Origin of the sequence: Fibrobacter succinogenes subsp. succinogenes S85 (genome assembly GCF_000146505.1) — a bacterium.
Lineage (GTDB): Bacteria > Fibrobacterota > Fibrobacteria > Fibrobacterales > Fibrobacteraceae > Fibrobacter > Fibrobacter succinogenes.
On record NC_017448.1, the window covers coordinates 2,896,482 to 2,916,343 of the forward strand.

11 protein-coding genes are annotated in these 19,862 nt (G+C 50.3%); 1 reads left to right on the top strand and 10 read right to left on the bottom strand.

All coding sequences use genetic code 11. The features are described 5' to 3' along the window. Window positions 1-46: 46 nt before the first annotated feature. Window positions 47-2,398, bottom strand: a complete 2,352-nt coding sequence (locus FSU_RS11940; protein ID WP_015732171.1) for an Ig-like domain-containing protein — start codon at window positions 2,396-2,398, stop codon at window positions 47-49. 290 nt (window positions 2,399-2,688) lie between these two features. On the opposite strand from FSU_RS11940, the gene FSU_RS11945 reads away from it, so the two are divergent. Then, window positions 2,689-3,537 (top strand): TIGR02147 family protein, encoded by an 849-nt coding sequence (locus FSU_RS11945; protein ID WP_014546649.1) that lies wholly within the window; start codon window positions 2,689-2,691, stop codon window positions 3,535-3,537. A gap of 77 nt (window positions 3,538-3,614) precedes the next feature. Here FSU_RS11945 and FSU_RS11950 read toward each other — a convergent pair whose 3' ends face one another. From FSU_RS11950 to FSU_RS11990, 9 genes are all read right to left on the bottom strand, one after another. Continuing rightward, window positions 3,615-5,366, bottom strand: a complete 1,752-nt coding sequence (locus FSU_RS11950; RefSeq protein ID WP_014546650.1) for a right-handed parallel beta-helix repeat-containing protein — start codon at window positions 5,364-5,366, stop codon at window positions 3,615-3,617. Window positions 5,367-5,377: 11 nt separating this feature from the next. Beyond that, entirely contained in the window at window positions 5,378-7,519 is a 2,142-nt protein-coding gene (locus FSU_RS11955) for a family 43 glycosylhydrolase (RefSeq protein ID WP_014546651.1), read from the bottom strand. Between the two features lie 23 nt (window positions 7,520-7,542). Beyond that, window positions 7,543-9,162 (bottom strand): SGNH/GDSL hydrolase family protein, encoded by a 1,620-nt coding sequence (locus tag FSU_RS11960; RefSeq protein ID WP_014546652.1) that lies wholly within the window; start codon window positions 9,160-9,162, stop codon window positions 7,543-7,545. 14 nt (window positions 9,163-9,176) lie between these two features. Next, complete coding sequence (locus FSU_RS11965) at window positions 9,177-10,976, bottom strand: glycosyl hydrolase 53 family protein (RefSeq protein ID WP_014546653.1); 1,800 nt, start codon at window positions 10,974-10,976, stop codon at window positions 9,177-9,179. 264 nt (window positions 10,977-11,240) lie between these two features. Further along, window positions 11,241-12,899 carry a family 43 glycosylhydrolase gene (locus tag FSU_RS11970; RefSeq protein WP_014546654.1) on the bottom strand — a complete coding sequence of 553 codons (1,659 nt, stop codon included), beginning with the start codon at window positions 12,897-12,899 and terminating at the stop codon, window positions 11,241-11,243. A gap of 35 nt (window positions 12,900-12,934) precedes the next feature. Next, window positions 12,935-14,518: a glycoside hydrolase family 43 protein gene (locus FSU_RS11975; RefSeq protein ID WP_014546655.1), complete on the bottom strand. Its 1,584-nt coding sequence runs from the start codon at window positions 14,516-14,518 to the stop codon at window positions 12,935-12,937. A 20-nt stretch (window positions 14,519-14,538) separates the two neighbouring features. Then, on the bottom strand, window positions 14,539-16,623 hold the full coding sequence (locus FSU_RS11980; protein ID WP_014546656.1) for a family 43 glycosylhydrolase: 2,085 nt from the start codon (window positions 16,621-16,623) through the stop codon (window positions 14,539-14,541). A gap of 145 nt (window positions 16,624-16,768) precedes the next feature. Then, window positions 16,769-18,706 carry a LamG domain-containing protein gene (locus FSU_RS11985; protein ID WP_244263633.1) on the bottom strand — a complete coding sequence of 646 codons (1,938 nt, stop codon included), beginning with the start codon at window positions 18,704-18,706 and terminating at the stop codon, window positions 16,769-16,771. A gap of 181 nt (window positions 18,707-18,887) precedes the next feature. After that, the gene (locus tag FSU_RS11990) at window positions 18,888-19,805 is read right to left on the bottom strand and encodes a TIGR02147 family protein (RefSeq protein WP_015732173.1); all 918 of its coding nucleotides are present in this window, start codon (window positions 19,803-19,805) and stop codon (window positions 18,888-18,890) included. Window positions 19,806-19,862 lie beyond the last annotated feature (57 nt).

Genomic DNA, 19,862 nt, shown 5'->3' on the forward strand with positions numbered 1-19,862 from the left:
TAAGATTTGCTAAAAGCGGGTGGGCTATTAATCGCTATAGTAATCGTTATTGGATATAGTGGCGTAATGTTTTGCCTGTTTTGGAGTATTCAATCACGATGACATGCGCGGTGGGCATCTTGGCGGGCTTGCTATTGCCGGAGTACAGCGGGCGTCCCTGAATGTCAAAGATGCGGTAGAAACCTGCTTCGGCTTCGGTCGCGCGCTGCATGGGGGAGGCGATGCCGATGGTCCCTTCGCTGGAGCTGCTTGCGGGTGTCGCACTGGAGCTAGATTCCGCGACGCTCGATGAAGAAACTTCGCTAGAGCTGGATTCAGCGACTGTTGAACTGCTAGATTCTGCCGCGCCTTCGACGGTGAACGTCACGTATTCAGACATCCATGTGAGTCCGGAATTGTCCGTCACGACGGCGACTGCGGAATGTGTGCCTGCGGCGAGATTCTTGGCGGTAACCTGGTACGGCGCAGTGGTCGATGTTCCGACGAGCGTGTTGCCGACGTAGAATGCAACGCTTTTCACGGAGCCGTCGTTGTCCTTGGCGTCGGCTTTTAAGGTCACGTCTGCGTTTGCAGTGATTTTTGCGCCAGCGGCAGGTGCGGTGAGCGTTACGCTTGCAGCCTTGTTGCTTTGACCAAAGCCTTGGTTGTATTCGGGCATTTTTCCGTAGCGTCCGCCCACGCCCGAGAGGTTCGGAATTTCTTTCGGGAGGTCTGCGACATTGCGCTTTTCAAAACTGTAGCTCGGGTTGAATGTTTCTGCTTGTGGGACTCCGCTTTTCACGGTGCCGTTGTAGCGGTGCTGTTGCTTGGTGCCGTTCCCGAACGTAACTCCGCTAAAGTAAACGTAGCCGTTATCGCCCCATTCGGCCAAATAGCCTTGGCCGTTGTCGATATAGCTATTCTCGTAGCGCACGTAGGCCTTCGCATTTGCGCTGTGACCATTCGCCCCCGCTACAAAGAAGCGGTTGTAATCTACATACTGGTTGTACAGATGCACCTGCGAACCGTTGCTTTCGCCCGTCACCTTCGGCACGCGGCCATAAGTATTGTGCCAGTAGTTATTCGCGTATGTCAGGTGGGCATCTTCGACAAGTGCCATGTAGGGGTCGGTACCCCAGCAGTTGTATTCGTTGGCTCCGTCAAAATCGAGATAACTGATGGTGGCGTTGTCAACAAATTCCATATCCATGCCATCGGAAATCCATTTGTAGCTGATATGGTCGGCCCAGAATTTGTCTACGTGCTTGCTGGCGGTGCCTACGGTTTCAAGGCCGTCGCCGCCTTCGATCAAGTGCGGGTTCACATCGTAAATCGCGAGGTTGCGGTAGATGTGGTTCCCAGAACCTTCGTTACTGCGCACGGCGATGGATGCTCCGCGGAGATTTGCGCCACGGCCCATGCCCACGAGACTCTTGTTCGGCTTGGTGGTAATCCAGTTGCTCCACGCCTGCAGATTGTCCGATTCCTTCACGATTTCGAGTCCGGATTCACCGAGGCTCGCGCAACTGTTTTTCTCGAAGGCGATGCGGTAGAACTTGTTCGTCTTGCCTGTCACGCGGTTCGTCTCGCCACAAGTCGTGCGGCACCAAGTACGCCCTTGCTTGTTCGCCTCGGTCACCGCATTGCGCATTTGCCTAAAGTCGTAAGTGCCTTCGGGCACGAGAATCGTGACCGCATCGTTGTTCTGCAAGTACTTGCGGATGCTTGCGGAATCGCTTGCGATAACGACTTTGCCTGCGTCGCCACCCGTTGTGGTGACACCGAAGCCTTCGGCCTTCACATTGAACGTGAAAAGAAGCACTGCTGTTGGGTCGGATTCATCGCTTGTCCAAATCCATTTCGCTTGTGTGTTTGTGGCGAAATTTTCGAGCGCACTGCCACTCGGGAGCTTGTTGTTTGCGTAAGAAAGCGTTGTGGCGCCTCCCCATTGCGAGAGGTCGCGGCCCTTATTTTTCCAGGAGTTGTTGCTGACAACGGGCTTTGACTTCCAGCCACTGCCGGAATAGTAAGATTTGTCGAGGTCGTCGATTTGCACGAGAACGCCCGGGGCGCCTTTGCCGTTCACGCTCACGACAGAAATGGCGTTTTCGCCGGGCAGGAATGTCATCGGGATAAAGCGCACGCGGCCTGCCTGATTATCTTCGGCGAGGAGTGAACCGTTGTGGTAGAGCCTGTAACCGCCATCGGCGACAATCCAAATGCCTGGGCCTTTCCCGGCGTTGTATGTGGCTGCAATCAGCTGCGAGCCGATTTTATCGCCACCGCCGTAAGCGGCGTCGGACGGGAGTGTAACGACTTCAGAGGCTTGAATTTTTGCAGCCGCATCTGCCGCGTGTACTGCGGAAATTCCGAAAATTGAGACAACGCTTGCAAGAGCGATGTGACCAAAACCTTTCATACCCATTGTTCCTCACTTTTTTGCGATTACCCAACTTTTGGCTTGTTCCATCCCTTTATAGCAATTAAGCCAGGCGTTGCGGGCTGGCGTCTGAAGCCCGCATTGGGGGTAATGGAAGACCGCGAAGCGGGCTGCAATTAGGGGGATTATTCCCCCATACCCATAATCTATATCTTGCGGCGCGCACTTCAAAGCGCTTTTCTCGTGAAAGCTGATTTCTCGTTGTTTCTGGACAACGCTAAAGTCGCTTTTTTATACCCCGCAAAACATAATTTTCTTACATTTATGGCATGGGCGAAAAGAAACTAGGGAAAAAAATCTTCGAATACCTGGACTACCGGGAGTTTTTGAAAGATTATTACAACGCAAAGAAGGAGGCGAACCCTGCCTTTTCGCTCCGCGTTTTCTCGGATAAAATCGGGTTCAAGGCCAAAGATTTCATCAGTCGAGTGATGAACGGTGACAAGAATCTTTCGAGCGCGAGCATCCCGAAAGTGGCTTCTGGGCTGCGCCTGGGCAAGCACGAGACCGAGTTTTTTATTGGGCTTGTGAAGTTCAATCAGGCGGAAACGATGGACGAGCGTAATGCCGCGTTTGAAGAAATGCAGGCGGCGCTCAAGGTGGTGCGCTTTTCCGAGAAACAGCATATTCTCGGGCATGCGCAGTACATGGTGTATTCGCATTGGCGGCACCTGATTATTCGCAGTCTTATCGGCATGTTCGGTTTTGATGGCGATTATGAAGCGCTTGCGAAAATGGTCCACCCGCATGTGACGGCGGACGAAGCCAAAAAATCGGTCAAGTTGCTCGAAGACTGTGAACTTATCAAGAAAGGGGATGACGGCAAATACGTGCTCACCGAGAGCGCGATTAGCACGGGGAACCGCACGTCAAAACTTGCGCTGCGCGGTTTCCACCAGCATTGTCTAAAGCTTGCTGCGGATTCTATTGATCGCGATCCGCCGGGCTCGCGTCACGTTTCTGGGCTTACGCTAGGCATTAGCCAGGAAGGTTACGAACGCATCGTGGAGCGCATCAACGCCTTCCGCAAGGAAATTGCGCTCATCGCCGAAGAAGATAAGAATTCAGATAAAGTTTTTCAGTTGCAATTTGCGCTGTTCCCTGTCGGCGGAAAATAATTTTTCTCTCTATCAAATCCTACAACGAAACACCTCGGCGTTCGCCGAGGTGTTTTGTTTTTTGGATGAGTTGGTGTTTATTTTGTGAGAATTCTTATCATTTTCTTTTCTTGTTTTACAAGGTAAACTCCGGGCTTGCCGAATTTAGCACGAATAGCTTTTGCGATATCGCCATCGCGAAGCTGTTCTGCTTGCAAGTTACCCAAGTATCTTCCTTGCAAATCGAAGATGCTTGCGTTTCCTAATACCATTGTTTCGCGGCTCAATTTCATTGTAATGGAAGTGGTGATGCTAGAAGAACTTTCCGTGCGCACTTCCGATGAACTTGATGATGCAACGGAGCTACTTGACTCGCTTATAGAGCTGCTTGAAACGGCTTCTGTGGACGAACTACTGCTTTGGACGGTGGCTGCTGAGGAACTTGATTTGACAACTGAACTGTTTGAAGTCGCGCCGTACTCGTACGCACCCAAATCCGGAGCTTTCCCAGTATAGGGTAAACCCGCTTTAACACCCTTGTCAATCATCTGGCTTTTTGGCGCAAGTTTCAGGAAATCGACATCGGGGAGACTTCCGTCCGCTTTGCGGGGACCAAGTGCACCGCCGAGAGGACCAAGTTCTCGCCCTGTCACGGTCATACTCGGATCCGACACGCTTAAAAAATCCGATTCCTTCGGTGTGATGTTCAGATTCCAGGTGTTGTATTCGCCTGCAGCGTAATTCCCGCCAATGTAAGAGGTCTTGTTCGGGAAGGCTATATTATTCTTCATCACATGAGCCTTGCTGCCCTTGAGCACAACGCCGTCGGTGCGGTTCCTGTTTGCGTCCCAGGTACTTGCCCACATATTGAATCCATTGCCGTTCATGTATGCAGTGTTGTTGATCCAATCGTTTCCGCCGCTGCTGTGGTTGGCGTAAAAGCCCGCCGCCTTGTTTTTCCATGCAACGCAGTTACGGATGGTGTGGCGGATACCCGTCTTGCTGCTCCCTGCCTTGAAGCCATTTCCGTTGCCATCCTTCGGCTTGCCAGTACCGTAGTTGCTGTAGCCGTGGCCCATCGCCCAGCTGTTCTCGATGACTACCGGGAATTCCTGACTAATAAAGTCCCAGCCGTCGTCGCTGTTCCACCAGGCACGGCAACCGATGAACTTTGTCGTATCGCCACCAGTCTGGTAGTGCACGCCAAAGCCGTCGGCATTTTGTCCATCACCTTGGCGCCCGTTGGGGTCGTAGTTGTCGTGACTGTCGCAGTTCAAGAACAAATGTCCGCCGCCGCTTCCCGAGCCCTTCTCGTTCACGAAGAATCCCGAACCGCCGTTGTGGTGGCTATCGATCAGTTCCAAGAAGATATGCTTACTGCGGGACACGTACACGCCCACATTTGATTCGCCCTTCATGGGAACATTCTTGACTTCGAGCCCCTTCAAGTGCAAGTACTGCGCCTGAATGAGGATACCCGAAGTGTATCTTATGTTGTTCGAACCGTTGGCAATCGGCATCTTGCTGAAGTCAATGACCGGCTTTTCGCCCGGGTACGCGAGGTAATGAATGCGCTTGTTGTCACTTGAGCCGCTCTTGGTCAGGTGAATGCCCGCAAACATGTTGTCATTTTTCACATAGTTCGTGTCCGTATGCAGGTAGGTTCCGCCGCGAATCCAAACGGTATCGCCCGCATTCACTACTGCATTCGCCTTATTCAAAGACGCGAATGGCTTATCCTTCGTGCCTGCATTTTTGTCGTTTCCGTTCGGAGCTACGTAATATACGCTGCCGAACGCTTGGGCCGCACAAAACGCGATCCCAGCCTCAATCAACCATTTCGACTTCATAATTACGCTCCTTATTTTGAATACACTCTAATTCTGGAAGCTTTACGTTGTAGCGTATTCATACTTCTTCCGTTCACGTAAAAGTACCTGCTGTTTTTGTGCATGTTTACATCATGGTGTGGTGTAATTCTTTGTGCAATGCCTATTGTTTTCTCTTGCGATTTGACATCGGAAGAATCTTTATTTTCTTCGGTTTTCACAAATTCAACTTTGTCAATATTCGGAGCGCCTTCGTCTGTAAGAGACTTGAACGTAACAATACTTTTCCCAGCAGGGAGTGTGAGGGAAAATTCCTTAGATTTCCAATCAGTCCATTCGCCAGTAACATCTAAGTCTAGGCTTTCGATTTGTACGGTGTCGTTCACAGAAACGCTTATGGGTCTTGCGTTCTTCCCGCCATTTGCGTAAGTCACCTTCAAATTACGTTTACCTGCTTCGCTATTCCATACGGCAATTTTCAAGTAAGAACTCTTGCTGTTGTCCAAATTCACATAAGATTCGCCTGAAAATCCCGCATGGGTAGTTTCGGTAACACCTTCTGCGATAAATCCCTTTTCCGCTTCATAGACTACGGAATCCTTGCTTACCACATCCATATCCTTGGGCGGTTCAACAGGTGTGACCGGTATCGGATCGGTTGTTGGGGTCGCTACACTCTTTGATGTTTTCACAAGTTCAATGTCGTCGATGGCAATCCACTTGTCGCTTTCGCCATCAATCGAAAATCCAATCGTCACCTTGCCGTTTTTGACTTCAAACTCGGCGACGCTTTTCTGTTTCCAATTTGACGATGCCGCTGAAATATCTGCATTTACTTCGCTTGCGCCAAAGTCCTTCGCAAAGATTTTTGCAGTCTTTTGACCGCCTCTACTTTGTACATACGCAGTCAATTTATACTTGCCGTTAGGTACTGTCAATGTCTGCGAAATGGTGTTGGAACCTGTCAGATAAAGTCCCCAGCGCCCTGTTCTTTTCTTAGATGTCGAATTGATGTCTGCTGAAGAAGCTTTTGCAAGTTTCCACCCTGTGAGCGATGTCTGCGAAACGCGATCCGCTTCAAACGTTGGGTTCAGACAATAGTTGTTGCCGTCGCCAACGCTCCATGTTCCTTCTTTGGCGTTAATATTCCATTGACTTAGAGAATGAAATACTGGTTTACCTGTTTCAAACGAAATTGGTAGCCACTGGTTGTATCCAAGTCCGTTTCCTGCAAAATCGCTCCAACGGTCGCCTGCATTAACCACGAACGACCCCTTGGTTCCCTTCACTTGGATAAAGAAACCCGTCTGTGTTACATGGCTAAAGTCATGTTGCGTTCCTTCAAGAACAAATTCTTCGCTATAGGGACCGAGGATATTTTTTGCGGACATGCAGTAAGTTTGCGAGGTGTTCCATCCGTGCAAATCCGACGAGCAGAAATAATATACGCCGTTGTACTTGAACATGGCGTTACCTTCGCGGCCGCCTACTCGACTTTTGTGGATGTTTACTGTCTTGGAACCGTCAATTGCAAGAAAATCGGATTCGCGGAGCGGTGCCACATAAAGGTTCGTGCGTCCCTTTACATTTGAAGCTATCACGTACGCTTTTCCATCGTCATCCAGGAAGAGTGTTTGGTCACCCGTGTTGTTGTTTACGAAGAATGTCATCTCGCTTTCGGGTTGTACACGAGCGAATTTGAATGGCCCTGTGGGGGAGCTACTCGTGGCAAAATATTCGCCAAATTGCCAGTTTGGGCTTCCGCCTTGCCCCGCAAGTACGTACTTTTGGGTCTTGGCGTTATACACCACGCCGATGCGTCCAAACCAACCGCCTGCAGCCTGATCGGGTTTTAGTACGATGCCTTCGAACTTCCAATTCACTAGATCCTTCGAGGAGTAGCAAGTAACTCCCGAAAAGCCGGTATCGCTATTCTTTTTTGTCGGGTTTGCAGCATATGTGACGGCGCCATTGTATTTGACTCCGTACCAATAGAAAGTATCGCCCACTTGGAGAACTCCGCCGCCTTGCGAGTAAATGAAATTCCCGCTTGTATCTTTCCAGAATACATCGTTCTGAATCGTTTGTGCCTGAGCCTCTGTTCCAAGGCTCGCGATAGTCACGGCACTCACGGCAAAAGTCGCTTTTTTGAAGATTTCTCTCAATCCAAACATGCTGCACACCTTTTTGAAAATGTTTATCGAGCTATTTTGAGACGCTGTATTTTTGTGATGCTGCCAGATAGTACTTTGAGGTAATAAATACCTCTGCCTATTTGTGGTGGCAAATTAAACGTTTCTGCTGAATTGCCTCGGTTAAATGTTGAATTAAAAACTTCTTTACCTAGCGAATCAAAAAGCTGAATTTGTCCGCCCCTGTTCCCGTGATGTACGGATATGGTTTTATGCATTCTGTTGAAATTTACGGTTAATGCTTCGGCAATTGTTGCGCTACGAAGTATCGTGGTGGAATCGTTCTTTGTGGAATCTGCCGTTGAAATTGCAGTAGAGTCGTTTGCAACCGTGTCAACTTTTGCGGTGTCTGTTGGAAGATTCTCCGGTTCAATTTCTACAAGTCCGCCTTCGGTAATGGGGGCTTTTTTGAGGGACAGAACATCAAGCGGATCTGGCTTATTGGAGTTGAAAGCTTCGTGGTCATCACGCAAATGCTTTGCAAGTGCGGGAACTTTTGCCTTGATTTCTTCCATCATGGCACGGGCAAGTTCATAAGCTCCATATTCGCAGAAATGGGTCTTGTCCTTTGCTGTGTACATGTAAAGCTTTTCCTTGTTGTTGCCGAGCGCCTTCTGCAAATTGACGGTATGTTGGTTCAAATCCAGAACCGTTACGCCAAGCTTTTTGCCAAGCGCACGCATTTTTTCTGGGAGGCCTCCGACACTTGTTTTCGGGTCGAGTTCTCCCTGGCGTGCTGTCGAGGTAACGAACAGGGGAATTGCCCCCTTTGCCTTGATTTCGTTTGCGTACTTAGTGAGCGTAGCTTCGTAATTGGCGACATCATTGGCGTTCTTCTGGTCGTTATGCGCAAATTGCACTGTCACATAGTCGCCCTTCTTGACCTCGGCAAGAATTTTTGCCAAGCGTTTCATACTATAGAATCCGCTTGCGGTAAGCCCTGATTCGGCGTAATTTGCCACAGCAACCGATGACTTGAAAAAGCCGGATGCCATTTGGCCCCATCCCGCCCACGGAGCGGTCATTTGGTCAACAACGGTGGAGTTTCCGCAGAGCCATAAGGTTGTCACATCGGATTTTGGCGTGATTTCAAGTCCGGCTACAGCGGGAGCCTTGCCTGTGATAACGAAAGTCAGCTTGTTATCCCAGGTGTAGTAGCTTTTTTCGCGGTCCTTGATACTCATCGTTACCTTGCCGTCAATGCTTTTCGTTTCCATACGGCGGAGCGAAACGCTCTGCGTACTGAACACGGCGCCCGCAGTCGTCACGCGGTCAAAAATCAGCTTGCGATTTTCGGCCCATACAGTTGTTTCGCTTTCGTTCTCGCCGTCACCGAAAATGAACTTGACCTCGTAATTTCCTTGCGGAAGCACTACCGAGAAAGTCATGGATCCGTCTGTCGTCAAGAAATCCGTTTGAAGTTCATCGTCCCAAAGACGATCAACGGATGTGACCTTGCCCGATTCAAAACCGTATCCACGCGAGGTGTCGAATTTCGTATTGCTCTTGACTTGCGTGTAGCCTGCCTTTACGGGTCCGTCTCCGAAGTCAAACTTGTAGCTGTCTGCTGCGTATGTTGCAACAGCCGCAAGAGCGAATGCGCTTGTGTATTTTGTCCATCCCATAACACCATTTTTCCTTATTTTGTATAAATTTTAATGTAGGAAGCCCTGTCGCGTCCCGTGCTGCGGCCATTCACAAAGAATGTCTTGCCACTTCTGCGCAGGTTCATGTTCTGCTGCAAGATTTTTTTCGCTATTGCAGTTGTATTTTCTTTCTTTGCGGCAATGAATTCAATCTTGTCAATGTTTGGGCCACCGTCTTCTGTCAAGGATTCGATCTTCACGGAGCTTGCTCCGGCGGGCATGTTGAGTATGACGATTGTATCGTTCCAATCAGTCCATTCACCTGTTGAAGGCATGTCAAGAGACTTTACCTGAACCTCTCCATTGACGGAAACGCTTACGGCGCGATTCGCTGTAGAACCATTTGCGAAAGTTATCCTCATTTGCTGTTCGCCATCGTTGGGAAGGCATACGCCAAAGGTGATTGAAGATCCTATTTTGTTGTCTAAATTGGCGTAGCCTTTCCCAGAAAATCCCTGATGCTTGTCTTCAAAAATTGTTGCGTTGTACAAGGCGTTTTCAGCTTCGTAGTGGAGCGAATCTTTTGCGATGAACTTGAATTCGGCTTGTGCGTTAATTCCTTTTTGAATGTCCTTGATGGTGGCTTCTGCGTCTTTCCCGGTGAGGTCGCCTTTCCAGCCTGCAAATTCCCAGCCGTTCAGCGGAACCGCCTTCAGGGTGAGAGAGGAACCCTGAGGGACGGAATCGCCGACGATGCTTTGCTCAATGTGTCCACCGACTGATGCTGCTGTCTTTACGGAAACCTGCGGAACTTTTACTTGGGTCGTTTTACCGACCTTTACCCAGTCCGGAAGCGTCGCGTTGTATTTTTTTGCGATATCGCGCAGTTCCCTAAGGCGCGCATTCGCCGTGTATTTCTGGCCATCGCGATCAAACATCGGTTTTTTGCTGTAACGGGTCGGCTCCCACACGAAGGTTCCCCAGCCCAGGTCGCCAAATTCATAGAACACCGAGTTCACGAGGGCCGTGCGTTCGCCCGTATATTCGCAGCTCAGCACCGCCTTCTTGTTCTTGACCACGAGCCCGAACATATCTCGCCAATCCTGCCCGTTGTTCGTGGTACCGTAGGTGGAACCGCAAATGGCATCGTAGTCGATATTCGCGTGAATCTTGTTGTACCAATCCGCAAAACCCTTCTCGGGGCGCGGCTGGCCATGCTGCATCACAATCTTGATAGAAGGATCCGTCTCGCGCACCGCACGCACGCCCGAATTGATGATGTTCGCGAAGTCCGCCGTCTTGCTCAGTGAAACGCCCGCCACCTTCGAGTTGATTTCGTTGCCCACCTGCACCATGTCGGGGCGAAGTCCCGCCTTCATGAGCGCGTCCATGGTCGTCTTCACGTGATTATAGGCGAGCTTGCCCATCTCGGCATTGCTTTTGCCCGCCCAAGAGGCCGGAACATCCTGGTGACCGATGGAAGCCCACGTGTCACTCATGTGGAAATCGAGGAAGAATCCCATATTGTGCGCCTTGATGCGCTTAGCGAGCGCGATGGTATGTTCCAGGTCGCACCAACACACGTTGGAATTTGCGCCAGAGTAGCTGTTCTTCGCATAGCCGATGCACGAATTCACGAAGGTACGCACGCGGATAAAGTTGATTCCATGATTCTGCAGGATATCAAAGAGGTCCTGCTGCTTGCCGTTATCGTAGTACTTTGCCCCCAGCGACTCATCTTCGAGCACCCACGAGACATCGACACCCACGATATACGGGCGCGCAAGCGCCGCAACTGCCACGGCACCCAGAACCAGCGCCGTTTTCCTGATAATTTTTCCCAATCCAAACATCCTTCACTCCTTTGTTTTTTTTGTTAGCATCTTGTTGTACTATAAATTGTACTACAATTTTCTATAAATATAACCATTTTTACTACAAAACGTACTATAATTTTTTTGAAAAATTTTAAAATTGGCGATTTTAAACGAAAAATGGGTATTTTTCAATTCCCAATGCGAATAGGCTTACCCGTAAACAAGTCCGAGCGCGATGGCGAGCAGGCTGAGTACCGCAATCTGCTTGACGATGGCGAAATTTTCACGGTCGAACATGCTTTACCTCAGCTCGATTTTCTGGATGCGGCCGCCGAACCTTACCACGTATGCGCCAGGGGCAAGATTCTTCACCGCGACTTGCGCAGCGTGCCCGCGGGCAACGACCATGCCGTGCAGGTTCATCAGGGCATAATCCGCAGCCTGCGAGAACCGCAACCCATCCGCGCGAGAAACCCCGATAATCCGCGCACCGAGATTCCCAGACGCTGCGACTAGCGACGTAATTTCCGTGGAACTGCTCGATACAGCCTCGGAGCTGGAACTTTCGGGCGCGACCTCTACGCTGGAAGAACTATATGCAGATTCGTCGCCCATATATTCAAACTTGAACGACTGGTTCTGCGTCCCTGTCTGTTTCCACACGACAAGCGGCATGCCCGCCTCCGTAGAGATGTTCAGGACATCGCCCAGATATTCACTTGCGGTATCCGCATACAGGCGGTAACCGTCATCCACATTAAAGTTCTCGATGACAATCCTGTTTTCGGCATCGACGGTCCTTGCGGTATCCAGCAGGTTTCCTTTTCCGAACGAAAGGTACTTTCCCGTTTCGATGTTCCTGAGCGTGTAGGTGTAACCATCGATTCTTTTGAGCGCCCACAACTGCGATTCACTTTCTTCGGAATCCATCTGGATTACCGCAGAAGCCGCATCCTCGAGACTCAAGCCACTATGCCGCGCCTTGATGCGGTAAACGCCATCCCTGATTGGCGCGTGATCCACCTTCTTTACGCCCGCATCGGTCATGGTGATGTTCGCGATGGTCGAGTCGTTTTCGTAGTAGGCGTAGTCCACACACAATGCACGACGGAAACTGCCGCCAATCGCGCCCGTATGGTATATGTAATACCACTGGTTATGGAATTCAACGAACGCTTGGTGGCTCGTATTGGAATTCTTGTTGAAGCCAACAATGACCTTGGAATTGGATACGGGCCCCGTCGGGCTTTTCATGGTCGCCTGGCCAATGCGTTCTTCCCAGCCGTAGGCATACGTCAAAAAGTAGTAGCCGTTCCTTTTATGAACGTACGGAGCCTCGGTAAAACTGGGCGGAGTCACGTTGAACATGTTACCTTGCAGTTCGACCATGTTTTCCTTGAGCCTGTAGCCCATCACGGCGCCGTTGCCCCAATAAATATAAGCCTGTCCGTCGTCATCGATAAAGACGGTCGGGTCGATATCGTAATTCACGCCGCTATTCGCCGGAGTCATGTCGCTGGTAATGAGCGCCTTGCCGATGGCATCCTTGTACGGGCCTGCCGGATGGTCCGCGACGGCGACACCAACTGCAAAGTCCCTGCCGTCGTGCACGGTCACGTACCAGTAGAACTTGCCGTTCCGTTCGATAGTCTGGCTCGCCCAGGCACTGCCACGCGCCCAATTGAAAGACCTGATAGAAAGCGCGGCCCCGCGATCCACCCAGGTATCCATATCTCCCGAAGAGAATATGTGCCAGTCGTTCATTATGTAACCTTCGTGACCGGCGGGCGCCTCGTCATGCCCCGTGAAGATATACATGGTATCGTTGTAAACGAGCCCTGCGGGGTCTGCCGTGAACATATTCGTGACAACGGGATTGCTTGCCGCAAATGCGCCAACGGCTAGCGACAAGCCGACACCCACAAAGCCGCCCCGTAGGGCGTTTCCCAATCCATACATCCAAACACTCCTGTTTTTAGAATAAGTTAATTCCGCTAGAACATCACCCGATACGGAATCCGCCTGTCAAAACTGCGGCCCTTGAGGTCACGGTAACCCTTGCGAGCAGGCACCTGCATTCCTTGGCGAGCGGCACGCGGAGCAATCGCGGTAGTTCCGCTGCTAGAACTTTCGGGCGCGACTTCGGAACTCGAAGAACTTTCAGCAACTTCGGAGCTGGAAGACTCCTCGACGCTAGAAGACGATTCCGGTTCAACGGCCGGCGGGGTCGCCTTCGCGAGTTTCACCTTCTGGTTGTCCGCACCGGTACGCACCCAGGTAATCACGGGCATGCCCGAATCCTTCGAGACATTCAGCACGTCGCCCACAAAGTCGCTGTCATAGTCGCCGTACAGGTAGTAGCCCTTTGCGGCAGAGGCATTTTCGATGCGGATTTCGCAGGCGGTCGCCGACGTCTTGACGGTATCGAGCAGCGTCTTGGGCGGGCAATAGTAGCGGCCGGTACCGTAATTTCTGAGCGTGTAATGGCGGGCATTTTTCGTGCTGCGTTCCACGGTCCAGAATTGGTTCGCATCCTTTTCGCTTTCGGGACGCTGCACCACGATTCCGTTCTCTTCAACAAAAGACAGGTTGCTGTGCGAAACGGTCAGGCGGTACGTGCCGTTTTTCACGAGTGTATTATTTACTTTGTCTACACCCGTGGTGGTACGCTTGATTTTCTGGATATTCGCATTCTCGTCGTAGTACAGGTAGTCAATATTCACGGAGCGGCGGTAGGTCCAGCCACCTGGCGCGTTTGCGCCGTGATACATGAAATACCAGTGCCCGAGATACTTGAAAATCGCCTGGTGGTTCGTCTCGGAGTTGTCGAGCTTGTCGTTCAGCACGCCCTTCTGCGTCCACGGGCCATTCAGGCTCGTGGCCATCGAGTAATTCGTGGTAGACGGGTAGCCCGAGGCGTAACTGAAGTAGTAGTTGCCGCGGTATTTGTGCATCCAGGGCGCTTCGAAAAAGTCCCTGATCTTGATGTCTTCGGGCGTACTCGCGAGTTCAATCATGTTTTCCTTGAGCTTTACGCGACGGCCCGCGTTCCACGAGCCCCAATACATCCAGATGTCGTTCCCATCGTAGAAAATTGCGGGGTCGATATTCAGCGCGACATCATTCGGGGTGTTGTCGGTCACGAGCGCCTTGCCGATAGCATCTTTCCACGGGCCCGAGGGGTGATCGGCCACCGCGACGCCAATCGCAAAACCTTCGTCTTGCTTGATGGTCTTATGATGCACCGCCACGTACCAGTAGAACTTGCCATTACGGTATTCGCAATGGCCCGCGAAGGCGTTGCCGCTCGCCCACTTGAAGGTCCGCCATGAAAGTACCGCACCATAGTCATGGTAGTTTTCCATGTCGTCGGTCACCAGCACATGCCAGTCGTTCATCAAGAAGAACTTGTTGTTGTTCCCCTGAGCGCCCTGCTCATCGTGGCCCGCAAAAATAAACAGGCTATCGTTGTGCACGAGCGCCGCGGCATCGGCAGAGTAGAATTTTGTAGTGAGGGGATTCGCTGCCATCGCAACAGCCGCTACCCCCATCAGCATAGATAAAGCACGTTTAAACATACCCAAACATCCCTTTTTTGTTAGCGATTCATCACCTTGAAAATGTACTTTCCTTTAGGCAGGCCCTGCAGTGACACCTCAGATTCCATGCGCACAGTCTTTCGAGCCATCAGCTGACCCATCGGGTTCATCACGAAGACTTCGTAATTGCCAGGACGATCAAAATGGAGGGTGTAGCCCAAAGCATTTGCAGTCAATTTATAGCCGGTTTTCAAAGACTTTGTCTGAGCGAGAGCCGTCGAAATTTCGCTGGAACTGGAAACTTCAGCGATGCTGGAGCTAGATTCCACCGGAGCCACGCTGGAGCTCGAGGCAGGCGGTTCGGCAATTTTTCCGAAGCGGATGTTGCCGACCAGCACTTCGCCGCTCATGCCGCTGCCCGTGAGATAGAAGTCCTTGACGCCCGAAAGCTTCTTGGTGGCAGAGCAGTTCACTTCGGTCCAGGCGCCGTTTGCGCAGTTCGAAGGAACGGTGCACTTGGAAAGTTCCGTACCCGAAGCAGAACCTTCGCGGATACTGAGCGTTCCGCCGCGGCACTGCTGCAGTTCGACCTTGACTTCGGTGCTCTTGATAGAATCCGTCACCACGTTTTCGAAGATGGCGTAGCCACCGCTCTTGACGGCAAGCTTGTCGTCGTTCGTGAGGCGCACCTTGATGCCGTTATCGAACCCGTTGCCCGGAATGGTATCGCGAATCACGCGCAAGAAGTCGATGCGGTCCAGTTCCGCATAATTCTGGTCGGGTTCCACCTCAATAAAGTTGCCGCCGCGCTTGAGCTTTGCAGGCACCATCGCCACGGACTTTTCGGGGAAACTGCCCCAGGCGCCCGTCTTCGGGAGCTTTACCGTCTGCGCCTTTCCATTCACCGTTACCTTGTGCGTAGCATCTTTATCGCCGCCATTCGCGTAGCGGTAACGCATAATGTAGTCGCCAGCCTGCATAATGTTCATCGGCAAGCGAATCTTGGAACCCTTCGTATTGATGTAGCCCACGTATTCGCCGTTCGAGGCTTCCTTCGTGTAATTGAAGGTCAGGTCATCCGTCGCACCGCGTGTCATAATGCCGTGTTCCGCCTCGGCACTCAGGTAGCGCCCGAGGAAGGGCTGCCCCATTTCGGGCCAGTTGTCGTCGGTAAACACCAAGTCGCGAATGTGGATGTGGTTGAACTTGTCGCCGGTCAGGTCGTAGTAATGATGCACAAAGCGGATGCGGTTCAGGTCCTTGAAGGCTTCGCCGCCGCCCGGGCCCACGTAACGGCTGTAACGCTGCATCAGGATGGTTCCGCCACCCTTGTTGAGTTCCTTGCCGCTGCGGTCCTTGTAGGTTCCATTTACCTTGTCGGCGCGGCCCATGGCCGTTTTGTAAGTGGTCTGTTCGATTTCGTTACCTTGTTTGCAACATACGTCCCAGGCCGTGAACAAGAAATACTGCCCGCCGTGCTCGATGAGGCTCGGGCCTTCGATACCCGTACCGCCGCGCGTCGCAATCTGGTAGTTCTTCTTGTCGTCGCTCGCCTGCTTGCCCGTCTTGGGGTCCAGCTTGATCAAGCGGATACCGCCCGCATTCCACGAACCGTACGTCATCCAGTACTGACCATCGGGAGTCACCACCACGTCGGCATCAATCGCGTTGTAGTTGTTGCTGTTTGTGGTACGCGTCACCTCGCCCTGGTCCGTCCAGCCCTTTGCCGGATCCGAGAAGTTCAGGTTCGCGTTCGTCGTGACACCGATTGCAGACGTGCGCTGGCCAAAAACGGAGCCGCAGTAAAACACGCCGTACTGGTTATTGAAATGGAACAGGTCCGGAGCCCAGATGCCGTCAGTCCTTCCGCCCACGGCATTCTTGAGCCACTGCGGGCTATCCCTGAAAATCTGGCCCTTCGAACTCCACTTGACCATGTCCGTCGAGGTCCACATTGCTAGGTTGTTATTCGTGGACATAAGGATGTAGCCATTCTCGTCCCTGTACATGGAAGGGTCATGGCCCCCTTGGCGCACGTCAGTTGCATACCACGACTGAGCGAACGCACCTTGGCCCGCAAAAGCGAGCGTGAAAATTGCCGCGGACACCACTCCGCGAGAATTTAATCCCATTACACCAAACATAATACACTCCTTTAAATGTACTAAATAATGTACTATAATTTTTCGAAAAATCAATACCTGTAATAAAAAAAATAAGTAAATGCGTCGTTTTTACAGATTCCTTGTTTTTGCAAAAAAATGCCCCGTTTGAAGGGGCTTATTCTCTTCAATCTTGATTTTTATCAAGGACTCTTTTTTGCAATGCGTAAAAAAGTCGCATCCAGTTTACGCTCTGCGTACCGTCGAAGAAGAATATTTCATCCATTCCACCTACGAAATTTCTTTCATAGCCAATGGCTGGATTTTTGCAGGCCGAAAAACCTAATCCAGAATCAAATTTTGCAACTTCTATTTTGACGCCATCGGCGTAAGTAAACACGCTATCGCCCCGAATGGTAAAAGAATAATTATGCCAATCGCCATCAAGAATTCTCGCGTTTCCATAAGTTGAATTGTACACGCCCTTGCCATTTGCGCGAGTATCAAGGCGCAAGTTCACCCCAGCCTGATTGGCGTGTTGTTGCAAAATAAATCCAACACTATCTTTTTTACAAGAAAGCAAACGAGTGTAGCTCTTACCTTCGGGTAAAGTCGCTTGAGAAACGCTATCACCTTTAATCCAAATGGACGCCGACATCAGCCTGCCGTTTTCTGTAAATGGATCAAAATCATTGACCAGCATCCACGTATCCGTATAATCAGTCCATAAAGCTCCACCTAAAGCCGCCCTCATTTCGCTTGATTTAAATTTTGCGAAAGCTGCATCAGAAACTTTTTCATTATCCAAATGTAATGTGCGGCGCGAAAGTTCGACTTCAGGTCCTTTATCGCGATAGCAACTGTCTAACAAGTCAAAGCTCAATGAACCGTCCGCACTAAAATTAACTTGGTCTAAACGTCCCCAGTACAATAGGGAATCACCATCACTTTTTTCCAACGCAATTACGTTTCGGTTCGCATCGACAAGGCATGGCCTTGCGGCAGGTTTCTCCAAACGGATGGGGAGTGGCATGTCTTTGAATGTTTCGTCTGCAGAAGATAGGTCTTCGAAACCGTCGGGGAGTTTTACGCTTATTTCTGAAACGTTTGTGTAGTTTGAGGCAAATGCAAATACGGTTTCATCTTTTTTAAGGGGAAATTCAGCCCAGAACATACCTTCGTCTGTGATGAAAACACTCCATGGACCTTCGGGGGCTTCGGGCATATTATCCAATTTAATTAAACCGTTTGCAGCATCAGTAGAATCTAGCACGTGTTTGATGACGCCGAATGTGGAATAGACGGTATTGTTTTTTAGCGTTCTGTCCAAGACTGTTTTGATTTTCAGCGTGTCCCCGATTTTTCTATCGAGATCTCTGAAATCGAAATAGGCGCGTGCGTTCCCTTCGGTTACTTCTTTCTCTGATATATCGACGCATTTTGCGCCTGTGGAATCAATGAGATAATTAGGGCAGTTGCCTAACTCAAAATGGATGGGAATAGTTTTCTTGCTTCCGTCTGTTTTGACGAGAATGGAGTCGCAAATTTTACCACCCTGCAAGGTTAAATCTAAATCAGAATCGAAGATTCCAAAATATGCAATGCCCATGTCTGTTTCGTAAGGTTCAACGCGGAGACCAAAACCTGCATCGTATACAATGAGGGAATCGCCTCTAAACACTTCTTTTTTGCAGTTGCATGATATAAAGCTTTCGCCTTTTAAACCAAACGATTTTGTATCAAAGAAAACTTGATTGATTTTGTTTTTTGTAGAATCCTCGGGATAATCGGAACTATAAAAACGTTTCGTTTCCTTAACCATTATGGTTGTTACACCCTTGTCGTCAATGCGGTAGGTTTCGCCGTCTTCGGTGTCCAAATTAAGAGCGATAGAAATGGCGTTTCCTTTTACGGGTACAATGGTTAAAGTGTCGTAATTCTGCACTGGAACATTGTTGATGGTTACGTATCCCATTACAATGTCTGCGTTATCGGCTATTTCTTCTAGGTATTCTGTAGTGGTGAATATGGTGTCGCCAACAGTATCCCGTACGGTGCGAGAAAGTTGCAATGTGTCGCCTTCCGAAATTTGCAAATCATCGACGATGACCATGACGCGAGCCATGCCACTGCCGGTATTCGTTTCAATAAGGACTTTGTTGCCTGTGTTTGTTTCAATGAAAATTCCAGCGGCGTCGGATCCTGAATTTCCGCAACCGATGAGCAATAGTGTGCAAGACGCCGATAGCGCCAATACAATGCTTTTTAAACAGGTCTTACGATTTCCCAAAAACTCCCAAAACATGTTAGCCTCCCTGAACCAAGTCTTTTTCAAACGGACGACGCTTTTGATTTGCCGAGATTGCGGCGGTGTCGTAGTCGCTTGCTTTGCTCGCGTCTTCGCGGATATTGCTGAACACATGCAGGTTGATGTGTTCGACGATTTCTGGCTTTTCGCTATCGGCAGTTACGATGTGCCGTATTTGAGCTTTGAATTTTTCTGCAGCAACTTCGACTTGCTTTTGTGCTTTCTTGGAAACCGAGAATGTGAATGTGGTCATGTCTCGTGATTCCTTGCCTGCCGATTCCAAAGCCTGTTTTGAAAGTTCTAGACATTGCTTTTGGAACTGTAAAACCATTTGGCTCTTGCTTTGTTGCACTGTGGCAAGACTGTCTTTGGTTGGCTTCCAGAATCCGCGTTCATCACGGCGAATCAGCGACATCTTTTTCATCAACTCAAGGCTCGCTTGCAGTTTTTTCTCGCTTACCGGCGGGAATATTTTTGCGGCAAGTTCAGAGACGTCGTCCGCAACATCCATCACTTCGAGAATCGCATAGACCGTGCTGTTGTACCAGTTGCCAAAGAACTCGTAACTGTCCGGGTCCACAATGGCTTGCGGCGTCTTGTTCAGGCGCATCATGGCATCGAACGCTGCCTCGCGCACCTGGGCAGTCTTCCCCTGGTCGAAATCAATCATCGCCTCAAAATACTTGGCTTCATTGCCCTTTAGCCCAATGACATTGATAAAGCGTTCGCGCATGTTGTCAGTCACGCGCTTGCCCTGCACCACGTCGTTAAAATAGCTGCGTGTATTCGGGAGACCTAGTAAATTGCAAAATTCGGTGCGCGAAAATGTCGGTTCTGCGGCTTGCCTACGTTCTTGGTATTCGGCGAGGTATTTGCGGAACCGAGTAAAGTCATAAATGTTCACAAAAGTGCTCATACTACAAAATATACTATAATTTTGAATGAAAAGTAGTACAATGTGTAGTAAAAATGG

Bases quoted from the DNA above. Each gene is read 5' to 3' on its own strand.
- FSU_RS11960 (WP_014546652.1), bottom strand. From the start codon at position 9,162: ATGGGATGGACAAAATACACAAGCGCATTCGCTCTTGCGGCTGTTGCA.
- FSU_RS11965 (WP_014546653.1), bottom strand. From the start codon at position 10,976: ATGTTTGGATTGGGAAAAATTATCAGGAAAACGGCGCTGGTTCTGGGT.
- FSU_RS11955 (WP_014546651.1), bottom strand. From the start codon at position 7,519: ATGTTTGGATTGAGAGAAATCTTCAAAAAAGCGACTTTTGCCGTGAGT.
- FSU_RS11985 (WP_244263633.1), bottom strand. From the start codon at position 18,706: ATGGCTCGCGTCATGGTCATCGTCGATGATTTGCAAATTTCGGAAGGC.
- FSU_RS11970 (WP_014546654.1), bottom strand. From the start codon at position 12,899: ATGTATGGATTGGGAAACGCCCTACGGGGCGGCTTTGTGGGTGTCGGC.
- FSU_RS11975 (WP_014546655.1), bottom strand. From the start codon at position 14,518: ATGTTTAAACGTGCTTTATCTATGCTGATGGGGGTAGCGGCTGTTGCG.
- FSU_RS11990 (WP_015732173.1), bottom strand. From the start codon at position 19,805: ATGAGCACTTTTGTGAACATTTATGACTTTACTCGGTTCCGCAAATAC.
- FSU_RS11940 (WP_015732171.1), bottom strand. From the start codon at position 2,398: ATGAAAGGTTTTGGTCACATCGCTCTTGCAAGCGTTGTCTCAATTTTC.
- FSU_RS11980 (WP_014546656.1), bottom strand. From the start codon at position 16,623: ATGTTTGGTGTAATGGGATTAAATTCTCGCGGAGTGGTGTCCGCGGCA.
- FSU_RS11950 (WP_014546650.1), bottom strand. From the start codon at position 5,366: ATGAAGTCGAAATGGTTGATTGAGGCTGGGATCGCGTTTTGTGCGGCC.
- FSU_RS11945 (WP_014546649.1), top strand. From the start codon at position 2,689: ATGGGCGAAAAGAAACTAGGGAAAAAAATCTTCGAATACCTGGACTAC.